Raw genomic sequence first — 19,021 nt, 5'->3', positions numbered from 1 at the left:
CGCCACATCGCCACAGCGCCATTATCGGATCCCGCCACGCCATATGGAACAAAACGCTTCGCCTAGCCCATCACGGCGCAAGAAAAGGCCCGCAGAGCTGAACCAAACCGGCCATACTGCGTATAAACCACAGGAGGTACGCACATGAAAATGAGCCTCACGATCCTGTTACTGTTAGTCCTCGCTGGCGCCGGCTATATGACCAGCGCCCACCCGTGGCCAAAGGACGCCGACCAACCCGCTTGGCAGGCACTCAACTGGCACCATAGGATCATCGCCTTCTTCGCCCCCCAGCGTGATCAATACGTCGAGCAGTTCAGCCAAGAGATCGCACTGCTCGAATGCCAGATCAGCGAACGCGGGATCCTAGTGCTGATCTTCACCCAAGATGGCTATGCCGAGCCTCACGGCGTGCTGTCGGATCAACAAGTCGAACAGCTGGCGCTGCACCTTGAGATCCCGCCTGACGTGCACACCGGCGTGTTGCTTAATCATCACGGTCAGGTGCAACAACGCTGGGGCAAGCTCGCCGATTGGCACGCCATCATGGCGGATCTGGACGCCTTGTCATCCGAGCAACAGACGCAGCGCTGGTTCGACAATGAGTGTGCGATCTAACCAAGTCCAGCGCAGCCGTCCTTTGCCTCTTTGGGCCAACACCCTCGGCCCGCTCTGCGCAGCACAAAGATTGCGACCGCCGCCATAGCCGCGCATAATCAAAATGAATACGTATCACTTATGCCCATTTTGATAGTGCCTAGTTATGATCAACCTCGATTGGCTGCAAACCTTCTGTGCCCTAGTGGAAACCGGCCACTTTACCCGTACCGCCGAAAAGCTGGCGATGACCCAACCCGGCGTCAGCCAGCAGATCCGCAAGCTTGAGGCCCATTTCGGCCACCCGCTGCTGCTCCGAGAAGGCAAAAAATTCAGCCTGACCGACGCCGGGGAGCGGGTCTATCATCAGGCCAGACGCTCACTGGCGGATCTCAATCAGCTCGAGCACAGCCTGAGCAATGATAACCCCCATCAGGGTCGATGCCGCGTCGCCACCCCAGGCAGCCTCGGCCTCAAACTCTATCCACAGCTGATCGCCCTGCAACAGCGTCATCCACAACTCACCATCGAACACCGCATTGCGCCCAACGACAGCATCGAACGGGATCTGACCGAGCGACGACTCGATCTGGGCCTCATCACCCGCCCCAGCGATCTGCCCGATCTGCGTTGCGAGCCCATCGCGCAGGAAGCGCTGCAGTTGATCCTACCCGGCGCTAGCCCAAATCGGCCGGATTGGGAGCACCTGCACCAACTTGGTTTTATCAACCACCCGGACGGCGCGCATCATGCCCGCCAACTGCTGGGCGCCAACTACCCCGAGTTCGATCAGATCGACCAATTACCACAGCATGGCTTTTGCAATCAGATCGGCATGATCCTCACCCCGGTCGCGGCCGGTCTCGGCTTCACCGTGTTGCCGGCCCACGCCGTAGCCGCGTTCGACCAGCAAGACAAACTGCAGATCGCCACCCTGGCCAATCCCATCGCTGAGACCATCTACCTCATACAAAGGCGCTACCAACCCCAGCCCAAACGCATCGGCCTGTTGCTGCACACCATAAATAGCGCTCTGCATTAAAGGCTGCCCCTGTCCCGAGGGCTCGCATTCGTTGAGCCCGAGATCCACAGTCGCCGCCCAACGGCATCCCCTCGCTCGCCAACCTGTATATTGCCCTTGCTTTATTCCGTCGTCTGCAAGAATAATCAACAACCTGGACGACGAAAACGCGCCATCCACTGCCAATAGAGACAAAGAGAACCGACATGGATATCCGCTCACGACTCACCCGCTTGCTCATTTCGCTTGGCCTACTGGGCCTACTCACCGCGTGTGGGATCAACAACAGCCCCGCCAATTTCAGTGGCACACAAAGCCTCAACCACGACTACGACAGCCCGATCGTACTGAACGTCACCACAACAAACGGCGCCATTAGCGTGACCGCAGCACAGCAAAAAGAGATCGCCATCGTCGCCAAATTTCGCACCATCTCGCAAGAACGGCTAGACAACAGCAGCGTACGCGTCACCAACGATGCCAATGGCAACCTAATGATCGACGTCAACTGGGCCGACGGGAAACGAGAGAATAACGAAAGTGTCAGTTTCGACATTGCCCTGCCGGCCACCGCCGGGCTCAGACTGCGCACCAACAATGGCCGCTTAAGCAGCCACAACCTGTCCGGCAGCGCCGATCTCAAGACCAGTAATGGTACCATTGAGGTTCAACGCCATCAGGGCGATCTCAAAAGCCACACCTCCAACGGCCGCATAACCCTGAGCGATATTGACGGCAACATCGATGCCAGCACCTCCAATGGGCGGATCACCATCGTCAATGCCACCGCCGAGGTGAAGGCCAAAACCTCCAATCAGAGCATCAAGATCCAGTTGGCTGACGGCGCCAGCGGCCCGATCACGGCCAACACCAGTAATGGCTCGGTCGACTTTACCCTCAGCGAAGCCTTCCGCGGGCACTTGGCCATGCGCACCTCAAACGGCGCCATCCGCCTCGAGGATCTGGGCGCCGTTCAGGTCGTTCGCCTCGATAAAAACAAAGCAGAGCTTAAGTTTGGCGAGGGCGGCAGCCACTCCACCATTAAAACCAGCAACGGCAGCATCCGACTTCACCCCGCGCCCAAGCCGCAGTAACAGCGTCTGCTCCTTACCCCGCAAAATAGGTACAAAAAAACCAGGCTGGGATACAGCCTGGTTGCTTCATCAGACTAAACCGCGTCAGTCCCCCAAAAGCCTGCCCCCGCCGTCCAAGCCTTAGTGGACGACGGCCCGAGGGGCGACTGCGGTGCTATCGTGCTAACCATGACAGCAAGCAAGCGCAAACGACAGCACCCTAGCAGCACGACGGCTAAGACAGATCCTCATTGGAATAACCCGATACGAACGGCTGGCACCGTCCATCTTGGTAACAATTGCGCGTTATCGTCCCTATGTCCCCGCCATAGATATGGATGCTAACGGAAACGCCGTCCGCCAGCGCATTGCTGACCTGATGGATATCACCACACGAGACACAGGGCGACGGGGAAACGCAATCGACATCGCCGGGGATCAGCAGATAGCTGTCTTGCCCCTGTAACCGATCCGAGCCGGGATCGGGCCGAAAGCGCTGACAACGCTCGGCACCCCGCAATACGCTGATCAGCCCCCAGACGGTGTGATCGTGGATCGGCGTGGATTGCCCTGGCCCCCAGACAAAACTGACGATGCAAAAGCGCTGCAGGGGATCAAGATAGAGCAGGTATTGTTGGTACCGATCCGGATCGGCCTGCGCATAACGCAGCGGCAACCAGTCGTCTTCAGCCGTCAATTGCGCCAGCAAAGGCGCCGCGGCCTTCAGCGCTGCCCGATGATCGCTCGCATCCAACTGCGCCAGCAACTGCTCAAGGCCAAACACACATTGCTGCAGCTTGTCCGGTAACTCACCCTTTCGCGTCATGCTTTCCAGCCCCTTGGCGATGATCCTCAAGCAGTGTACCCACAGCGAAAGCACCGACCCACTCGACCAAAGGCTAAGAGCACCCCAGCGCCGGCCAGCGCTCGCCCCTCCGTCCGGTCTGATCACATCTTGTCCCCAACCTACCCAGCCAAAGCCAAACTGCATGCTGCACCGCCGCGTCTGAATCTGGCTCGCGGACAGAGTCACAGATCCCAGCATTGACTCCAACAAAGAGCAGCCAACGGCTCAGAGCAAGGCTATGGTGCATAGCCATCTAGCTTACCTTCAGTCGAAAAACCATGAGATCTCACTGTTGCATCGGCGTATCCGCCGCTCTACTCCTGCTCTCCTTTGCCAGCAGCGCCCAAGCCGACAGCCGCACGGAACACGCTGCGCCCAACAACATCATCTTCATGATCGGTGATGGCATGGGGCCGGCTTACGTCACCGCCCACCGATACGCGCAAGCGGGCACACCGGGCCAACCGGTGGAAACCACCATCTTCGATGAGCTGCTGGTGGGCTCGGCGCGCACCTACCCGGCCACCGGCTCCTTCATCACCGACTCCGCCGCCTCGGCCACCGCGATGGCCACCGGCGTCAAGACCCGCAAAGGGGTGATCGGCATGGACGCGCAGCACCAGCCGGTGCGCTCCATCCTCGAACAAGCCAAGCTGGCCGGAAAAGCCACCGGGATCGTCGCCACCTCTGCCGTCACCCACGCCACGCCGGCGGGCTTTGTCGCCAACGCCAAACGCCGCAGCTATCAAGATCTCATCGCCGAACAATACGTCCATAAACGCATCGCCGAGCGCTCCATGCTGGATCTGATGCTCGGTGGCGGTCAGCAGTTTTTCCCTCGCACGGAAGGTGGTCTGGCCGATCAGTTGCGAGACAACGGCTTCGAACAGGCGTGGGATCTCGACGGCATTCGCAGTCTTAGTCGACTGCCAGCCATGGGCTTGATCGCCAGCGACGGCCTGCCCTTCGCCATCAATACCGATCAGCCCCATCGCCTTCGCGTTATGACAGACAAGGCGCTGGAATTGCTCTCAACCGAACAAAACGGCTTTTTCCTGATGATCGAAGGCAGCCAGATCGACTGGTGCGGTCATAGCAATGACATCCGCTGTGCCCTTGGCGAGATGGAGGACTTCGCCCAGGCCCTCAAAGCGGCCAAAGCCTTTGTCGATGCCAACCCAGATACCCTGCTGATCGCCACCGCCGATCACGATACCGGCGGACTCACCTTGGCGCGCCAAGGCACCCGCGGCGGTTGGCAGCCAGCGATTGCGCTCGGAACCCACAGAACCTCGCACTACATCACCGAAGCGCTGCAAGCCGAGCCGCAACGCAAAGCCCAAGCCATTTGGGCTGAGCACGCCGATTGGGCGCTGAACTCAGCAGAGATCGCCCGTATTGACGAGCTACGCGATCAGGAAACAAACGAATTACGCAAAGCCATTGCCGACATCGTTTCCGCCCGCTCCGGTACCGGCTGGACCACCGGCGGACACAGCGCGGTCGACGTCCCAGTGATGGCCTACGGCGCGCAGGCCGAGCGCTTTGCTGGCCATTTAAACAACACGGATTTTGCGCCGATCATCTTCGAGATGTTAAACGCAGACTAAGCATCGTCGAACAAACCGGCCGCTCGCCCCCGAGCGGCCCTTACCTGCCCCACCTCATCAGCGAAAACCTCTCTCGACGGCGGCGGTTCCCCAGCCCTAGCGCGAGCCATCTAAGCGAACAACATAGCCAGATAACATTGCGCATACATTTGTATACATGTTGACCCACATCAAGGGCTCAACCCCAAGGCACTGTTATTGTGTTGATTAAACAGGCTTCACTCATCTCACTTCAGCAACGACGAGGGAACGACGCCATGTATCGAACCGAAGAGATCACCCAGCTTGACGACCGTTTGCAGATCAGAAAAGCGCACTACCAGCTGCGCAAACTGGAGGCCGCGGAAGCCAAGATCAACACATGGAAAGATCACCTGCTCAGGACGGTGATCATGGGTCTGCTCTGCGCTTGTGTGCCCCTGGCACTGACCTTCAAAATCCAGTTCGTTCCACTGCTCTGCTTTGCCGTTGGCGTGGGTGCCGCCCTCCTCACCGCCACCCACTACGAGCTTCGCGTACGGTTCAACTACGGTGATGAAACCGGGGTACAGTGGCTCACGATCGCCAAAGGACGATACGCCGAGGAACACCAATTGTTCGTAGAGAAAGCAGAGCAGATCAACGCTGCCCTGCGCTAAAGCCCCTGTACTAAGACCCAGGTTACCCAAGTAGCAGCAACCCAGCGTCCGACGGCGTCGGCAAGTCGAAGATCGTGCTAATAACGACGCTGAACAAAAAGAGCGAGCGTGATCACACCATGCATGGCTCTGGAGCACCTACGACACGTCATAGCCCTCAGGGCTCGAGCGGCAAAGTGGTGGTAAAACACCTGTCACCATACGGAGCAAGGGCCGAGGAAACGCTGGCAAATTTATGTGACTGACATACCGGGTGGATTTAAGCCGGCCAGACCGGCGCGGTGCATCGAGGGACAGTTAGAGGGGGTAGCGAACACCCAACGCGCGCCAGCAAATAAACTGACTGCAGGCAGGGATCGCGCTGCGGCCCCCCTTCAGTCTCCTGCCAGCGCAAGGCGACGATCGACAAAGAGACCGTTCGCTATCCAATCGGAACGCACTCCCTGCGATCCACGCCAGCAAGACTGCAGATCGTCGGCGCTCAACGCCAACTGTTTGGAGACCACCTTCAGGGCATCAGGAACAGCCTGACCGGACTGAACCCTGTGCAAAAAGTGATACTGCGCCTCGGTCAGGAAGTGCGTACGCGTCAAAAAATCCGTGCGCACCAAGACACAGAAGCTGTAACTCGGCCCAGGAAAGCGAGCCGAGCCCTGCCGCCGAACCTGGTGATAGTAGCTCGCCACATTGAAGCGCGAGGCCGATAGCCGCACGCAGGCATGCAGTGACAGATCCACATCTAGGCTCTCTGGCGTTGCCAGCGCAAATCGCGTTTCTGGCGCAGCGTCGAACAAGGAGAACACGGTAAATTCGAAACGGGCCAGATCCAACATAAAGTCAGTCCAAGGTTCCCGACTGCGCATCGACGACGGACAATGATGGTGTAAAAACTCTGGAAATCGGCGCCCCAAATCATACAAGGTATGACTTCTCGGCGGACACTGCTGCAAATACAGCTGAGCAAAATCATCAAACAGGGGCTGACCAAGGCAATAACATAGGGCGGGAAACTGTTCTCGTAGGCAGCTGAGAAGACGGGCACGGTAACTGTGCTGGTACACCGCGAGCCCGTCGATAGCCCCACGCGAAGAGGTGCCTTGGAGGGCGGCAAGCAACGCCTCGGGTATGGCCGACTGTGGCGATTGGATCGCCCGTAAGAATTGGCCCTGCAGTGCCGCCAAATCATCCATACTTGCCTCGCCTACACCGACTCTCGAGTCTGCGCCCGTACGTCCGGAACCAGGAACTCCACCGGTGTCGATACCGCAGAACGCTGCGGCGGCGCGCCGATCGCTGATGCTGTTTCGAGTAAACCCGTCACACAGAGCTTGGCTTTGTTCAACTCGGCTAAGCAGTCGGGCAAAGCCGGAATGTTGCCATCCCATTCAAGCAGGGTAGAGGCCCCTCCCGACGCTTCATAGGCCAGCTGATACAGTCGCCACACCTCAGCCGCAACGGGCCGGTCATGAGTATCGACGATATGGGTGCCACAATGACTGTGGCCAGCCAAATGAAACTGCACCACTGCCGCCATCGGGAACCGACGTAGGTAATCGTAAGGATCGGCCTCCTGATTAAAGCAGCTAACATAGACGTTATTAACGTCGAGCAGTAAGCGGCAGCCGGTACGCGCCACCAACTCAGACAAGAACGTCGGCTCATCCATGTCTGACTGCTCGAAGCGCAAATAGCTGCTGGGATTCTCCAGCACCAGCGGCTGCTGAAGTTGCTGCTGGACCATCTCCACACGACTCGCGACATGAGCCAAAGTCGCCTCATTCAGCGGCAACGGCAGGAGATCATGGGAGTTCATGCCATTCACCCCCGTCCAACAGAGGTGATCGCTGATCCAACGCGCACCGACCCCGTCCGCCAAAGCCTTTAAACGCGTTAAATAGCCCATATCCAGCGGATCCGTGCTGCCAATGGACATCGAAACACCGTGCAACACAATGGGATACTGCTCGGCCAATGTATCCAGCACATAGCGAGGCCGCCCACCAGAGTCCATAAAGTTCTCGCTGATCGCCTCAAACCAATCCACTTTCGGCCTGTGTTTCAGCAAATAGTCAAAATGCACATTTCGTAACCCCAACCCCAGCCCAAGGTTGGCCGCAGAGTCCGAACTCAATCGCGGTTCCGTCTGCGCCATTTAACTGCAACCGCCAGCGCCGCTCATGCCGCTGGCACCACAGGCCGTCATCGCATCCCGATCGGAATTGTCATCCGAGATCCAAAGATACGATGGCCCATCGGCAAACAGCTCGCCTCCCTGCTCTCCTCCGACTGGGGGTAACTGGTTCGGATCCAGACTCGGATCTTGGACGCACAGCTTGGGCCACTCCTGCTCCAGAAAGACCTGACGAGCGCGATGCCACACACTCGTACCTTTATGCTCACCAACCGTAATAAAGCGCTCCGCATTGATCGGCGTCGCGCAGGATCCGAGCGACCGGCATCCATTCTGTCCCGGCTTGTCCACCTCCTTCTCGGTGCCGTACAGGCCACAGCCGCCCTGACCTTTACAGTCATTTTGTACATGGCAAGTGTGATCCCTAGCTGTCGAGCAGTAGCCCTGCCCCGCACAGGCATTGGGATCATCACCGCTTGGACCACTGATCCCAAACACGTCCTGACCTTTGCAATGATTGAGCCCCATACAGGCATGGGTCACTGCATTTGCGGGTTGGGGCAGCGGCTCGCTGTTGATCTTATTCGGATACTTCGGCGCCGAGGCAAACGGATAAGGCTCTGGAACCGGAAAGCCGGGCCCGGTTGGTTGGTTGCTTTTGCTCATAACGTGGTCTTCCTTCACTGGATCGGTTGAGGGCGCAGATCAAAATAATCACCGACGTCGGGCAAGTGCATCGACTTGTGCCCCTGCATCCGGGTCAACGCGGTCTCAACGTAATAGGTAATGTTTCCGGCAACACTGCCATCGACGTCAGCGAGCCGGGCCGATCGCGCCGCATCCACAGCCGCTTGGCCCAACTGCTTCAAACGGGCGAAGGAGCCCGCGGGCGGCCCCAAATTCACGAACTCAAAGGTCGGTGCCAGCACCTTTCCAGCATAAGGGCCAGATGACACTTGGATATTCCGCATCGTCTGCACATACTTATCCAGCACCCAGATCATTGAGCGATGCAAGGCGATGTTGAAGTAATACTTCTGCGATTGCTGCTCGTCCTCCGCGTCTGGCTCAGCTTCCACGTAAAATATCGTTTCCGTCATGATCAGCATGTATTGATATAAGCCATTACAGAACTCGACAATCGGCCTCAGGGAGGGAGGATACTGCGCCAACTTAGGACTCTGTGGAAAATCAAATAGGACTTGGCTCTCCATTAAAGCGCGATCATTCATGGCGGGCGCCACGGGGGCCGGTGGAGCGGGCATATCCGGCAGCTGTTCGACGCGCTGCGCGTACTGGTCAAACTGAGCCTGCAGCGTCAGAAACTTATAGTAATGCGACAACTCATCTCCAGAGGGATCATCCGTGGGTTGCCTATTAAAGCCTTCGCCCTGATCGCAGATCGTATCGATGGCCGCCAAAGCATCGAGCTTGCTGCGGATCGTAATGAGGGGAGTTGAACGCGTATGACTCTCTGGCGCGTTGGTAAAGACCGCAGCTTGGGCTGCGCTGTCCTTATCCTCCGGCGCCTTCCAAGGATCAAAGCTTTTCCTTGGAAACACGGTGTCCACGTTGTTTGGTGAATAATTGTAGGGCTGTATCTGAAAACGCGTCGCGCCCACCGAGAAGTCCGCATCGGTTAAATGCTCGGACAAGATCAAGCAACGAATGAAGGAATAAAACTGACCAATGGTGTCCCAATCCCGATCTTTGGGCGGCAGCTCCCTGGGTCCGGGGTTTTCAATTTGCAAGAAATGCCACAACTGCTCATAGCCAAATTTTCCCAAAGGGATCGACACCGGCGCGTCCTTTATCCCTTCTGGCCCTTCGGGGCCGAGCGGATTGTGATAAGGCAACCCGGTGGGATAAGACGCGGGTGAACTGCCATACAGCTTTGGCGGCGTGCCGGTCAGAGCGTAGTAAAGGTTCGAAGCCAACGACATATGCAACATCTCCTCCACCGCAACGCTCATTATCCCGGCCCCGGCCTTATTGGCAAAGATCTGTTCCGGTGTAAGATCGGCTCCAGACACCCGATCTCGGACTAATGAATAATAGGAATAGAGATAGATAGGAATGGTCGCCAGCTCAATGGTACAGGCCGTTTGCACATCTTGTTTCAAACGACAGAGCACCTCCTCTCGAGACTTCCCCCGTACATGTTGATTAAAAAATGCGATCTCCTGCTGTGTCAGCCGAGATAAGGGCTCGACGACCTCAAACTGAATTTCATCTTCTTGCATAGATTGCCTCTCCGGCTCATCAGCCACACAGGTTGACACCGATTGGTGCATGAATGGGTCAATGCCTGCAGCGGCACCGCCCGTCGCCCTTGAAAACGGCTCAGTCATCGACTTTTGTCAGGGTGTTACAGGTCACATGAGGAAACGACACGATCTTCCCGCCGACATTGAGGTTCATCAATATTGACTGGGTATATTGCAGCTGAGTGTATTGCGGATCGGGATCCGCCGGATCACTGAAGGACTGCAACCAGTACGTGGCGTGATAATCGGTGACATCCGCTTTGGCCTGTTCAAACGGAATGTTGATGACGCCCGCCCCCGGATGCTGACTGTTGACTTGCCAGCGGATCACATGGGTCGGCGTCCGTAACTCCAACGCCTGCTGAAGTGGCAGGTTCGGGTTTGCGGTTAAGTCGACCGAAGGGTTACCAACACTTTGGGTCCGATATGGCGTCGTATCGACGCCAACCGGCAACACCACCGCGGCTGGGATCACAACCGGCGTGCCTTCATCATAATCACCGTAAGCCAAGATCGAATTGCCATGGGGTACGGAGATCTGTTTCACGATATGACTCGCTGCCGATTGGTTGGGCGCCGTGCTCCCTGGCAGCGGTGTATCCCCATAGGGGCCTTCATGTTGCGGCCGGGTCGTTAAATACAACCAAGAGCCGTTTTCTGCATGGACTAATTGATCACGATCTGGCCCATCGGCAAAATACACCCGCTGCTCATAAAACACCGTATTGGCGATCTGTGTACCCAAACCTCCCCGGTTGGGCGCATTACCATGAATGGCCGAGAAGGTTATCTCCTCGAAATACTTAAAGTTCTTGAGAATATAGCCTTGAGGAGACGCGCTCCCCACCTGTGGCAGAGGCATCACGTTGTAGGAAAACGGCGCGTCAATACCGCCCTGTTGGCTGTTAGCCAGCGGCTGGTTGACCCAAGTACCGATCAGATGCTCATAGGGGCCAAGCGCGTCGAGCGGCGCCGCCGGAGATTCCTGTATCGGCTCATGTAACAGAGGTTGGCTGAGGTTTGGAGGGGTCGTGCTCATCACAAACATCCTTATTTGCTTCACTCGCGAGTGAGGGCCTCACGCTCGCTTTCTCACGCAGTGAAGTTAAGCAGCTTGCGCACGGGTTTTCCTTCCAGCAAGACCACATCGCACTCCATTTATCTCCTCCTGCAAGAGGCCTCAAGCCCGGCCTATCCGAGAACTATCGAAAATTTCGCAGGTTAAATCCTGCCTCACCGATTCCTCTTGGGTCATCCAGATCGCCTCCTTTGGCCCCAAAGCGTTCAAGCCCGCTCGATCCTGGCGAGCTCGACTCACCGCACCTAGCGCTCACGCCCGACTAAAGCCCCGGGTCTCAGGCGGCAACAAAACTGTCCGCAGCGGACACTTCGGTCACTCTCGGACACAACACCGCAATCAAAAAAGGAGAAAATGTTCTTTTCAATCAATATGATAATGTTAGAGCGATAACTGGCACGCCCCCTGCAATAGTCGTACTAGAGACTGAACAGTAAGAGAACGGACACGCTTATGATCCAGGATACGTCTGGCCAGGATGTGCAAGTAAATCGCTCCCGGCGTCCGCGCTGGCTGCTGCCGCTGCTCGCCGTTGGCGGCCTTATCGCCGGTGGTGGCTATCTATCAGCCGACTGGTTGAAGGCTTGGGGCCAGGGCCAGCAAAGCATCCGCGAAAGTCGATTGAAATTTGCCACGGTAGAGCGCGGAGACATGGTTCGGGAGATCGCCGCCCGCGGCCGCATCATCGCCGCCAATGCGCCGGTGCTCTACAGCCGTGCAGCTGGCCGCATCGAGCTCAAAGTGCAAGCCGGCCACAAGGTCGAAAGCGGACAGATCGTCGCTCAGATCATCAGCCCGGAGCTGCAAAGCGAGCTTTCCCTGCAACAAGCGCAAGTGGAAAGCCTGCAACTGGCGCTGGAGCGCACCAAGCTTGAGGCTCGCCGTACCGAGCTGGAGCTACAACGCAAACTCGATCAGGCCCAGGTAAGCCTGACTGCCGCCGAGCGCGAGCAGCTGCGCGCCGATCGGGCTGCCGAGTCCGACTTGATCAGCGATATCGATCACCAGCAGGTGCTGGATGAGTTTGCCAGCGCCAAGATCAGCCACGCCCACGCCCAGCGGGAGATCGCCCTCACCCGTGACACCCTCAAGTTCGAGCAGCGCAGCGCCGAAGTGCAATTGGCCCGCCAGCAACTGCAGCTACGCGAGATCGAACGCCAGATCCAGGCACTGCAGATCCGCTCGCCATTGGATGGCATGGTGGGCAACACCTTGGTAGAAGACCGAGACCGCATCGGCGCCAACCAACCTTTGCTGTCCGTAGTTAGCCTGACCGAATATCAAGCCGAGCTTGAGGTGCCGGAAAGCTACGCCGACGAACTGGGCCTGGCGATGCCGGTGGCACTCGAGGTCGCCGGACAGTCATTTCAAGGCGAGATCGCTGGCATTTCTCCGGAGATCGTCGCCAATCAAGTCGCCGTGCGCGTCCGCTTTGATCCGCAAAGCTTCAAGCTACGTCAAAACCAGCGCGTCGCCGCCCAGATCCGAATGGAGACGCTGGCAGACGTACTGATGCTGCGGCGCGGCCCCTTTATTCAATCCGGTCAAAGTCGCTTCGGTTATAGGCGCGCCGGTGAGCTGGCCCGTAAAGTCCCGATCACACTGGGCGCCAGCAGCTTAACCCATATCGAAGTACTCGCCGGCGCCGCCGCTGGCGACCAATTCATCATTTCCGATCTGAGTGCGTTGCTGCAAAGCGACGAGATCCTCATCAAGTAACAGGAGTTCCCCATGCTCACCATGGACAACATCGGCAAAGTGTTTCGTACTGACTTGATTGAAACCCACGCCCTGCGCGGCTTTAACCTGAACGTCCAACAGGGCGAGTTTGTCGCCGTCACCGGCCCCTCGGGCTCGGGCAAAACCACCTTTTTAAACATCGCCGGACTGCTGGAAAACGCCACCTCCGGCAAGTATTACCTCGACGGTGAGGAGATCAGCATGCTGACCGATCGGGAGCGCTCCTTGCTGCGCAACGAGAAGATCGGCTTTATCTTCCAGGGCTACAACCTGCTGCCGGATCTCAATCTGTTCGACAACGTCGATGTGCCATTGCGCTACCGCGGCTTTAAGGCCGCCGAGCGCAAACGCCGCATCGAAGAGGCGCTTGAACAAGTGGGCCTGTCGGCACGAATGAAGCACTTACCCTCACAGCTCTCCGGTGGACAGCAACAGCGCGTCGCCATCGCCCGCGCTCTGGCGGGTTCGCCGCGCTTCCTGCTGGCGGATGAGCCCACCGGCAACCTGGACTCACTGATGGCCCGGCAAGTGATGGAGCTTTTGGAGACCATCAACCAAAACGGCACCACCATCATCATGGTGACCCACGACGCCGAGCAGGCCGCCCGCGCCGCCCGCAATATCCACATCGTTGATGGCCAGGTGTGTGACTTGGCGCTGCTCAATCAGCCGCGCCCGAGTCAGATCAGCCCGATCCGCAGCGCGGCTGAAGCCTAAGGAGTGCCCATGTTCAGTTACTACCTACGCCTGGCTTGGCTCAGCCTCAAGCAAACACCGGTGATCAGCGCCTTGATGGTGCTGGCCATGGCCATCGGCATTGGTGCCGCCGGCACCAGCCTGACGGTGCACTACACCATGAGCCACAACCCCATGGCCCATAAAAACGATCAGCTCTATGCGGTTCAACTCAAGGCCCATCACGATGATTACGATGGCGGTACTTCGGATGAGTTGGATCTGCAGTTAACCTATCCAGATGCGGACAACATCAACCGGATGAGCACACCGCAGCGCAGCACGGCGATGATCCGCGCTGGCTTTTCGATCAAACCGGACGATCCCCAACTGCATCCCTTTATGGCCACGGGCCGCGCCACGGGGAGAGACTTTTTCGGCATGTTTGAGGTGCCCTTTCTTTACGGTGCACCCTGGTCAACCGCGGTCGATACCTTAGCCGAGCCGGTCACGGTGATCAGCCGCGCCCTCAACGACAAGTTGTTTGGCGGCGAAAACTCGGTGGGCCAAACCATCGAAGCGAGCAACCACCTCTATACCGTGGTTGGCGTGATCGACGACTTCCACCCACAACCGCTGTTTTACGATCTCAATAACGGCGCCTTCCATGAGCCGGAAGAGATGTTCGTGCCCTTCTCCTTGCTGCCGGTCAACAAGATAGAGGCCTTTGGCAATCGTAACGGCTGGAAGAGCGAAAACCTGCAGTCCTACGACGACTGGCTCCGCTCTGAGATGTACTGGGTCCAGTACTGGGTCGAGCTGGAAACCCCAGCGCAAAAAGCCGACTTTGAACAGGAGCTGGCCGGCTACATCAAGCAGCAACGTCAATTGGGCCGCATGCCTTCTGATACGGCGTTTGCCAGCTTGAAAAACGTGCAGCAGTGGCTCGATTACAATGGCGTGGTCAGCGAAGACAATCGCATTTTGCTGGCACTCTCCTTCCTGTTCCTGCTGGTGTGCATGGTCAATATGATCGGCCTGCTGCTGGCCAAATTTCTGCGCCGCGCGGCTCACACCGGCGTGCGCCGGGCACTGGGCGCGAGCCAGCGGCAGATCTTTGCCCAGCACCTGGTAGAGGTGAGCCTGATCGGCGTCTTGGGCGGCGGACTCGGCAGCGTCTTCGCCTTGGTTGGCTTGGCCGGGTTACGCCAGCTGTACCCCTACTACGACCAGTTGGCGCGGATGGACATCACCATGCTGATCACCGTCCTGCTGCTCTCCCTGCTGGCCGCGATCATCGCCGGGCTGTTGCCCGCCTGGCGAGTCGGCCGTACCCATCCTGCCCACTACCTGAAAAGCCAGTAAGGAGCGCATCATGTTTGAACTTCGCCCAATCTTGTCCGCCCTGCTGCGCAGCAAAAGCGCACCCCTGCTGATCATCGCCCAATTGGCGCTGACCCTGGCGGTGATCGCCAACGCCGCCTTTATCGTGCAGGAGCGCCTGACCACACTCAATCGTGACTCTGGCGTCACCGAGTCTGAACTGCTCAGCTTTACCGTAATTGAGATGGATACCCAGGGCGATCTGATGCCCCAGCGGCGCCGCGACGAGCAGTTGCTGCGTCAGATCCCCGGCGTGATCAGTGCCAGCGCGACCAATCAGATCCCCCTGTCCAACAGTGGCTCCTCCTCCACCGTCAGCAGCCTGCCGGACGATCAAGGCAACAGCGTCAATGTCGGCTACTACATGGGCAATGAAAGCCTGTTTGATACCCTGGGGATTTCACTGGTTGCAGGCCGCGCCTTTAACCCCACGGACATCTCTGTCGACTCCACCATGGGCACTCGGCCGGATCAGGCGCTGATCAGCCAATACACCGCCGATATCCTGTTTCCCGACGAGTCAGCACTGGGCAAACTGGTCTACATGCAAAATCACCCCATCGAAGTCATCGGCATTATGGATACCCTGCAAAGCCCCTGGCCCCATCGTCAGGACAGCTACGCCAGCGCCATCATTCCGGTGGAAACCCCGATGTTTATCGCTCGGTTTATGGTGCGGGTTGAAGCGGACGCGATGGACAGCGTGCTCAATGCCGTCTCCGATGTACTGCTGGCCGATAACCCGGACCGGGTGATCACGGGCATACGCCCCTTTGCCGAAACGCGGGATCGCGCTTACCGCAATGACACCGCCATGGCGGTGCTGCTCAGCGTGGTCATTGTCCTGCTGCTCGCCGTCACCGCCTTCGGCATCGTCGGCCTCGCCAGCTACAGCGTCAGTCAACGCCAAAAGCAGATAGGCACCCGCCGGGCGCTGGGCGCCACCCGATTGATGGTGCTGCGCCATTTTCTGATCGAGAACGCGATGATCTGCAGCGCCGGTGTGCTGCTTGGCAGCTTCGGTGCCATCGGCCTCAATCAGTTTCTGATGCAAAATTACGAGTTGTCTCGGCTGCCACTGGGCTACCTGCTCGTGTCGCTAACGGGTCTGGTGCTGCTCGGCCAGCTCTCGGTCGCCGCCCCGGCGTACCGTGCCAGCACCATCTCCCCGGCCATCGCCACCCGCTCGGTGTGAACCTCCGCCAAAACGCGTTACCCTAGCGCCACAAAGGTAACGCGTTTTGACGCTTGTCATGGAAGCTAACGCTTAGAAAGATATATGGAAAAGATCTTAATCATCGACAACAACCCGGCCATCTGTGATGCCCTCTCGCTGCTGCTTGAGCTGCAAGGCTACGCCTGCGTCTGCTGTCAGGATCCCCAATCGGCTCTGGACACGCTCGAGCAAGAGGAGATCACCCTCGCGATCCAGGACATGAACTTCAGCGCCGATACCACCTCCGGCGAAGAGGGCCGCACCCTGTTTCACCAGCTGCGCGCCAAACAGGCGGATCTGCCCATTATCTTGCTCACCGCCTGGACCGACTTGGCCATGGCGGTGGCGCTGGTCAAAGCCAGCGCCGCCGATTACCTAGGCAAGCCCTGGGACGACGATAAACTGCTGCTGTGCGTCGCCAACCTGTTGGAGCTGGCCAAGCTTCGCCAGCAGCAACGCGCCCTGCGATATCAGCAGCAGGCCCAGCAACTGCAGTTAGCCCGGTTTGAGCTGTGCGGGCTGCTCTACCAAAGCAAACCGATGGCCGCCTTGCTGGAGACCGCCACCCGGATCGCCCCGTCGGATCTGCCCGTGCTGATCACCGGGCCCAACGGCGCCGGCAAAGAGAAGATCGCCGAGATCATCCAGGCCAACTCGCCGCTCAAAGACAAGCCCTTTATCAAAGTCAACGTTGGCGCCCTACCGAGCGAGCTGATGGAAGCGGAGCTGTTTGGCGCCGAGGCCGGCGCCTACACCGGCGCCAACAAGGCCCGGATCGGCCGCTTCGAGGCCGCCGATGGTGGCACCCTGTTCCTCGATGAGATGGGCAACCTGCCCCTCAGCGGTCAAGTAAAGTTACTGCGCGTGCTGCAAACCGGCGAGTTTGAGCGTCTGGGCAGCCACAAAACCCGCAAAATCACGGTGCGGGTGATCAGCGCCACCAACGCCGATCTTCCTGCGGCTATTGCTGCCGGCCGCTTTCGGGAAGATCTCTACTACCGCCTGAATGTGGTGCAACTGGCCCTGCCACCGCTGGCCGAGCGCCCGGACGATATTCTGCCATTGGCCGGGCACTTCCTTGCCGATCAGGCCCAGCTGGCTCCGGCCGCCGAGCAGGCGCTACTGCAACACCCCTGGCCCGGCAACGTGCGAGAGCTGGAAAACGCCATCGCCCGGGCCGCGCTGCTGTGCCGCGATGGCATCATCTCGCCCTGCAAACGCCGCCTGCCCCCGCGCCGGTGGCGCCCGCCGAACTGGATCAGCAAACCCTCACCGCCGCGCTGGCCCGCCACGGCGGCGTTATCGCCAAAGCCGCCCGCTCGCTCGGTTTGTCCCGTCAGCAGCTGTATCGTCGCATGGAAAAACTGGGCATGGCGCGATGAGTCTGACTGCCCTCCTAAGCCTCATCGCCACCCTGTCGGTGGCACTGGCGACCGGCGCCGCGCTGCTGTTGAGCCATTTTGCCCTGCCGCTGTGGCTAAGCTTGACCCTCACCTTTGTCGTCACCCTGCCGTTGGTGCTGGCGCTGGCCTTTCGCCTGGCCCGCCCGCTCAGGCGTGGTCTGGCCTCACTGAATGCCGGTGTGCTCAATTTCGCCGACAGCGATTTCAGTACCACCCTGCCGCTTCAAGGCAGTCCAGAAACCCGCGCACTGGCACAACGCTACAACGCCATGGCGCTCAAGCTCAGAGAGGAGCGGTACACCCTGCATCAACGCGAGCTGATCCTCGATAAGGTGATCCAAAACACGCCGATGCTGGTGCTGCTGATCGACGCCCGCCAGCGCGTCATCTTTGCCAATCGGGAGACCGAGCGTTTCTTTGGCCGGACGCCGTTAGCCGGACAAACGCTCGAGACCCTGCTGCAAGACCACAACGACGCCGTCAAGGCGCTGTTTCAGGCGGAGCAAGATGGCCTCTACCTCCTGCCTGGCCAACACGACGAAAACGATACCTACCACTTGGTGCAGGGCCGTTTCCGGCTGCACAACCAGCCCCACCGGCTGATCCTCGCGCGCCAGATCACCCGAGAGCTGGCCCGTCAGGAGGCCGCCGCTTGGAAGAAGGTGATCCGGGTGATCAGTCACGAGCTCAACAACAGCCTGGCCCCCATCAGCTCCATGAGCCATAGCGGCCGCAAGCTGCTCGGCGATAGCGCCGATCCCCGCCTGCTGCGGGTGTTTCGCGCCATCGATGAGCGCTGTGCCAGCCTCAATCAATTCATTCAGGGCTACGCCACCTTCGCCAAACTGCCCAGCCCGCGCTGCCAGGACGTGCCTTGGCCGCCATTCATCGAAGGCTTACACAAGCAATACCCCTTTAAACTTGATGGCGCCCTGCCAGCGCGATCGGGCTGGTTCGATCCCGCCCAGCTGGAGCGGGTGTTGGTCAACTTGCTGAAAATGCCCATGAAAGTGGTGGCGATAATGCGCAGATCACCCTGTCCATCGAGCAGTACCCGGCGATCACCCAGATCAGCGTGTGCGATCGCGGCCCCGGCATGAGCCCGGCGATCCTCGATCAGGCCTTGCTGCCGTTCTACTCCACCAAGCAGCAGGGCACCGGACTGGGACTTGCGTTATGTCGGGAAATTGTCGAAGCCCATCGCGGCCAGATCCGGCTGAGCAACCGAAGTCAGGGCGGACTGAAGGTGACACTGGAGCTGCCCAGCAAGCCCCAGACCAGCGCAGAATAGAGTACGCGATCCGCAGCCAATGAGGCGCGCGGTGGCGCTCGGCCCGCTCCG

The 19,021-nt window shown here is 58.8% G+C and carries 17 protein-coding genes and 1 pseudogene; 12 read left to right on the top strand and 6 right to left on the bottom strand.

The window, feature by feature from the left end:
- The first annotated feature begins 144 nt into the window (after positions 1 to 144).
- The 3 genes from ABEA08_RS08560 to ABEA08_RS08550 all read left to right on the top strand — a co-directional run bounded on the left by ABEA08_RS08560 (position 145) and on the right by ABEA08_RS08550 (position 2,712).
- Complete coding sequence (locus tag ABEA08_RS08560; protein WP_345334878.1) at positions 145 to 618, top strand: DUF4174 domain-containing protein; 474 nt, start codon at positions 145 to 147, stop codon at positions 616 to 618.
- 145 nt (positions 619 to 763) lie between these two features.
- On the top strand, positions 764 to 1,639 hold the full coding sequence (locus ABEA08_RS08555) for a LysR family transcriptional regulator (protein WP_345334877.1): 876 nt from the start codon (positions 764 to 766) through the stop codon (positions 1,637 to 1,639).
- 185 nt (positions 1,640 to 1,824) lie between these two features.
- The gene (locus ABEA08_RS08550) at positions 1,825 to 2,712 is read left to right on the top strand and encodes a DUF4097 family beta strand repeat-containing protein (protein ID WP_345334876.1); all 888 of its coding nucleotides are present in this window, start codon (positions 1,825 to 1,827) and stop codon (positions 2,710 to 2,712) included.
- Positions 2,713 to 2,926: 214 nt separating this feature from the next.
- On the opposite strand, the gene ABEA08_RS08545 is transcribed toward ABEA08_RS08550, so the two are convergent.
- On the bottom strand, positions 2,927 to 3,517 hold the full coding sequence (locus ABEA08_RS08545) for a cysteine dioxygenase family protein (protein WP_345334875.1): 591 nt from the start codon (positions 3,515 to 3,517) through the stop codon (positions 2,927 to 2,929).
- Positions 3,518 to 3,816: 299 nt separating this feature from the next.
- On the opposite strand from ABEA08_RS08545, the gene ABEA08_RS08540 reads away from it, so the two are divergent.
- Complete coding sequence (locus tag ABEA08_RS08540) at positions 3,817 to 5,148, top strand: alkaline phosphatase (protein ID WP_345334874.1); 1,332 nt, start codon at positions 3,817 to 3,819, stop codon at positions 5,146 to 5,148.
- Positions 5,149 to 5,405: 257 nt separating this feature from the next.
- Positions 5,406 to 5,786: a hypothetical protein gene (locus ABEA08_RS08535; RefSeq protein WP_345334873.1), complete on the top strand. Its 381-nt coding sequence runs from the start codon at positions 5,406 to 5,408 to the stop codon at positions 5,784 to 5,786.
- A 374-nt stretch (positions 5,787 to 6,160) separates the two neighbouring features.
- Here the strand turns inward: ABEA08_RS08535 and ABEA08_RS08530 are convergent, their stop codons facing one another.
- The 5 genes from ABEA08_RS08530 to ABEA08_RS08510 form a co-directional block, all read right to left on the bottom strand.
- A complete protein-coding gene (locus ABEA08_RS08530; protein ID WP_345334872.1) occupies positions 6,161 to 6,976 on the bottom strand; it encodes an HvfC/BufC family peptide modification chaperone in 816 nt (271 codons plus the stop codon).
- Positions 6,977 to 6,987: 11 nt separating this feature from the next.
- Entirely contained in the window at positions 6,988 to 7,917 is a 930-nt protein-coding gene (bufB, locus tag ABEA08_RS08525) for an MNIO family bufferin maturase (RefSeq protein ID WP_345334871.1), read from the bottom strand.
- Between the two features lie 21 nt (positions 7,918 to 7,938).
- Positions 7,939 to 8,583, bottom strand: a complete 645-nt coding sequence (locus ABEA08_RS08520) for a hypothetical protein (RefSeq protein ID WP_345334870.1) — start codon at positions 8,581 to 8,583, stop codon at positions 7,939 to 7,941.
- A gap of 14 nt (positions 8,584 to 8,597) precedes the next feature.
- Positions 8,598 to 10,160 (bottom strand): ferritin-like domain-containing protein, encoded by a 1,563-nt coding sequence (locus tag ABEA08_RS08515; protein ID WP_345334869.1) that lies wholly within the window; start codon positions 10,158 to 10,160, stop codon positions 8,598 to 8,600.
- Between the two features lie 100 nt (positions 10,161 to 10,260).
- On the bottom strand, positions 10,261 to 11,223 hold the full coding sequence (locus ABEA08_RS08510; protein WP_345334868.1) for a heme-binding protein: 963 nt from the start codon (positions 11,221 to 11,223) through the stop codon (positions 10,261 to 10,263).
- A 492-nt stretch (positions 11,224 to 11,715) separates the two neighbouring features.
- On the opposite strand from ABEA08_RS08510, the gene ABEA08_RS08505 reads away from it, so the two are divergent.
- The 7 genes and pseudogenes from ABEA08_RS08505 to ABEA08_RS08470 all read left to right on the top strand — a co-directional run bounded on the left by ABEA08_RS08505 (position 11,716) and on the right by ABEA08_RS08470 (position 18,970).
- Positions 11,716 to 12,981, top strand: a complete 1,266-nt coding sequence (locus ABEA08_RS08505; protein WP_345334867.1) for an efflux RND transporter periplasmic adaptor subunit — start codon at positions 11,716 to 11,718, stop codon at positions 12,979 to 12,981.
- Between the two features lie 12 nt (positions 12,982 to 12,993).
- A complete protein-coding gene (locus ABEA08_RS08500) occupies positions 12,994 to 13,719 on the top strand; it encodes an ABC transporter ATP-binding protein (RefSeq protein WP_345334866.1) in 726 nt (241 codons plus the stop codon).
- Between the two features lie 9 nt (positions 13,720 to 13,728).
- Positions 13,729 to 15,042: an ABC transporter permease gene (locus ABEA08_RS08495; RefSeq protein WP_345334865.1), complete on the top strand. Its 1,314-nt coding sequence runs from the start codon at positions 13,729 to 13,731 to the stop codon at positions 15,040 to 15,042.
- A 10-nt stretch (positions 15,043 to 15,052) separates the two neighbouring features.
- Positions 15,053 to 16,255 carry an ABC transporter permease gene (locus tag ABEA08_RS08490; protein WP_345334864.1) on the top strand — a complete coding sequence of 401 codons (1,203 nt, stop codon included), beginning with the start codon at positions 15,053 to 15,055 and terminating at the stop codon, positions 16,253 to 16,255.
- Positions 16,256 to 16,339: 84 nt separating this feature from the next.
- Positions 16,340 to 17,658 (top strand): annotated as a pseudogene (locus ABEA08_RS08485) (sigma-54-dependent transcriptional regulator).
- Positions 17,659 to 17,858: 200 nt separating this feature from the next.
- Positions 17,859 to 18,779 carry a sensor histidine kinase gene (locus tag ABEA08_RS08475; RefSeq protein WP_345334863.1) on the top strand — a complete coding sequence of 307 codons (921 nt, stop codon included), beginning with the start codon at positions 17,859 to 17,861 and terminating at the stop codon, positions 18,777 to 18,779.
- Complete coding sequence (locus ABEA08_RS08470) at positions 18,710 to 18,970, top strand: ATP-binding protein (protein ID WP_345334915.1); 261 nt, start codon at positions 18,710 to 18,712, stop codon at positions 18,968 to 18,970. Before ABEA08_RS08475 ends, ABEA08_RS08470 begins: the two co-directional genes overlap by 70 nt.
- The last annotated feature ends 51 nt before the right edge of the window (positions 18,971 to 19,021 follow it).

Source organism: Ferrimonas pelagia, from assembly GCF_039543565.1.
GTDB classification, from domain to species: Bacteria; Pseudomonadota; Gammaproteobacteria; order Enterobacterales; family Shewanellaceae; genus Ferrimonas; species Ferrimonas pelagia.
This window is presented reverse-complemented; position numbering and strand designations above follow the sequence as displayed.

What these genes read in the sequence shown, in the direction of transcription:
- ABEA08_RS08495 (WP_345334865.1), top strand. Translation starts at nt 13,729, where the DNA reads ATGTTCAGTTACTACCTACGCCTGGCTTGGCTCAGCCTCAAGCAAACA.
- ABEA08_RS08505 (WP_345334867.1), top strand. Translation starts at nt 11,716, where the DNA reads ATGATCCAGGATACGTCTGGCCAGGATGTGCAAGTAAATCGCTCCCGG.
- ABEA08_RS08490 (WP_345334864.1), top strand. Translation starts at nt 15,053, where the DNA reads ATGTTTGAACTTCGCCCAATCTTGTCCGCCCTGCTGCGCAGCAAAAGC.
- ABEA08_RS08560 (WP_345334878.1), top strand. Translation starts at nt 145, where the DNA reads ATGAAAATGAGCCTCACGATCCTGTTACTGTTAGTCCTCGCTGGCGCC.
- ABEA08_RS08540 (WP_345334874.1), top strand. Translation starts at nt 3,817, where the DNA reads ATGAGATCTCACTGTTGCATCGGCGTATCCGCCGCTCTACTCCTGCTC.
- ABEA08_RS08550 (WP_345334876.1), top strand. Translation starts at nt 1,825, where the DNA reads ATGGATATCCGCTCACGACTCACCCGCTTGCTCATTTCGCTTGGCCTA.
- ABEA08_RS08510 (WP_345334868.1), bottom strand. Translation starts at nt 11,223, where the DNA reads ATGAGCACGACCCCTCCAAACCTCAGCCAACCTCTGTTACATGAGCCG.
- ABEA08_RS08515 (WP_345334869.1), bottom strand. Translation starts at nt 10,160, where the DNA reads ATGCAAGAAGATGAAATTCAGTTTGAGGTCGTCGAGCCCTTATCTCGG.
- ABEA08_RS08500 (WP_345334866.1), top strand. Translation starts at nt 12,994, where the DNA reads ATGCTCACCATGGACAACATCGGCAAAGTGTTTCGTACTGACTTGATT.
- ABEA08_RS08520 (WP_345334870.1), bottom strand. Translation starts at nt 8,583, where the DNA reads ATGAGCAAAAGCAACCAACCAACCGGGCCCGGCTTTCCGGTTCCAGAG.
- ABEA08_RS08545 (WP_345334875.1), bottom strand. Translation starts at nt 3,517, where the DNA reads ATGACGCGAAAGGGTGAGTTACCGGACAAGCTGCAGCAATGTGTGTTT.
- ABEA08_RS08530 (WP_345334872.1), bottom strand. Translation starts at nt 6,976, where the DNA reads ATGGATGATTTGGCGGCACTGCAGGGCCAATTCTTACGGGCGATCCAA.
- ABEA08_RS08535 (WP_345334873.1), top strand. Translation starts at nt 5,406, where the DNA reads ATGTATCGAACCGAAGAGATCACCCAGCTTGACGACCGTTTGCAGATC.
- ABEA08_RS08555 (WP_345334877.1), top strand. Translation starts at nt 764, where the DNA reads ATGATCAACCTCGATTGGCTGCAAACCTTCTGTGCCCTAGTGGAAACC.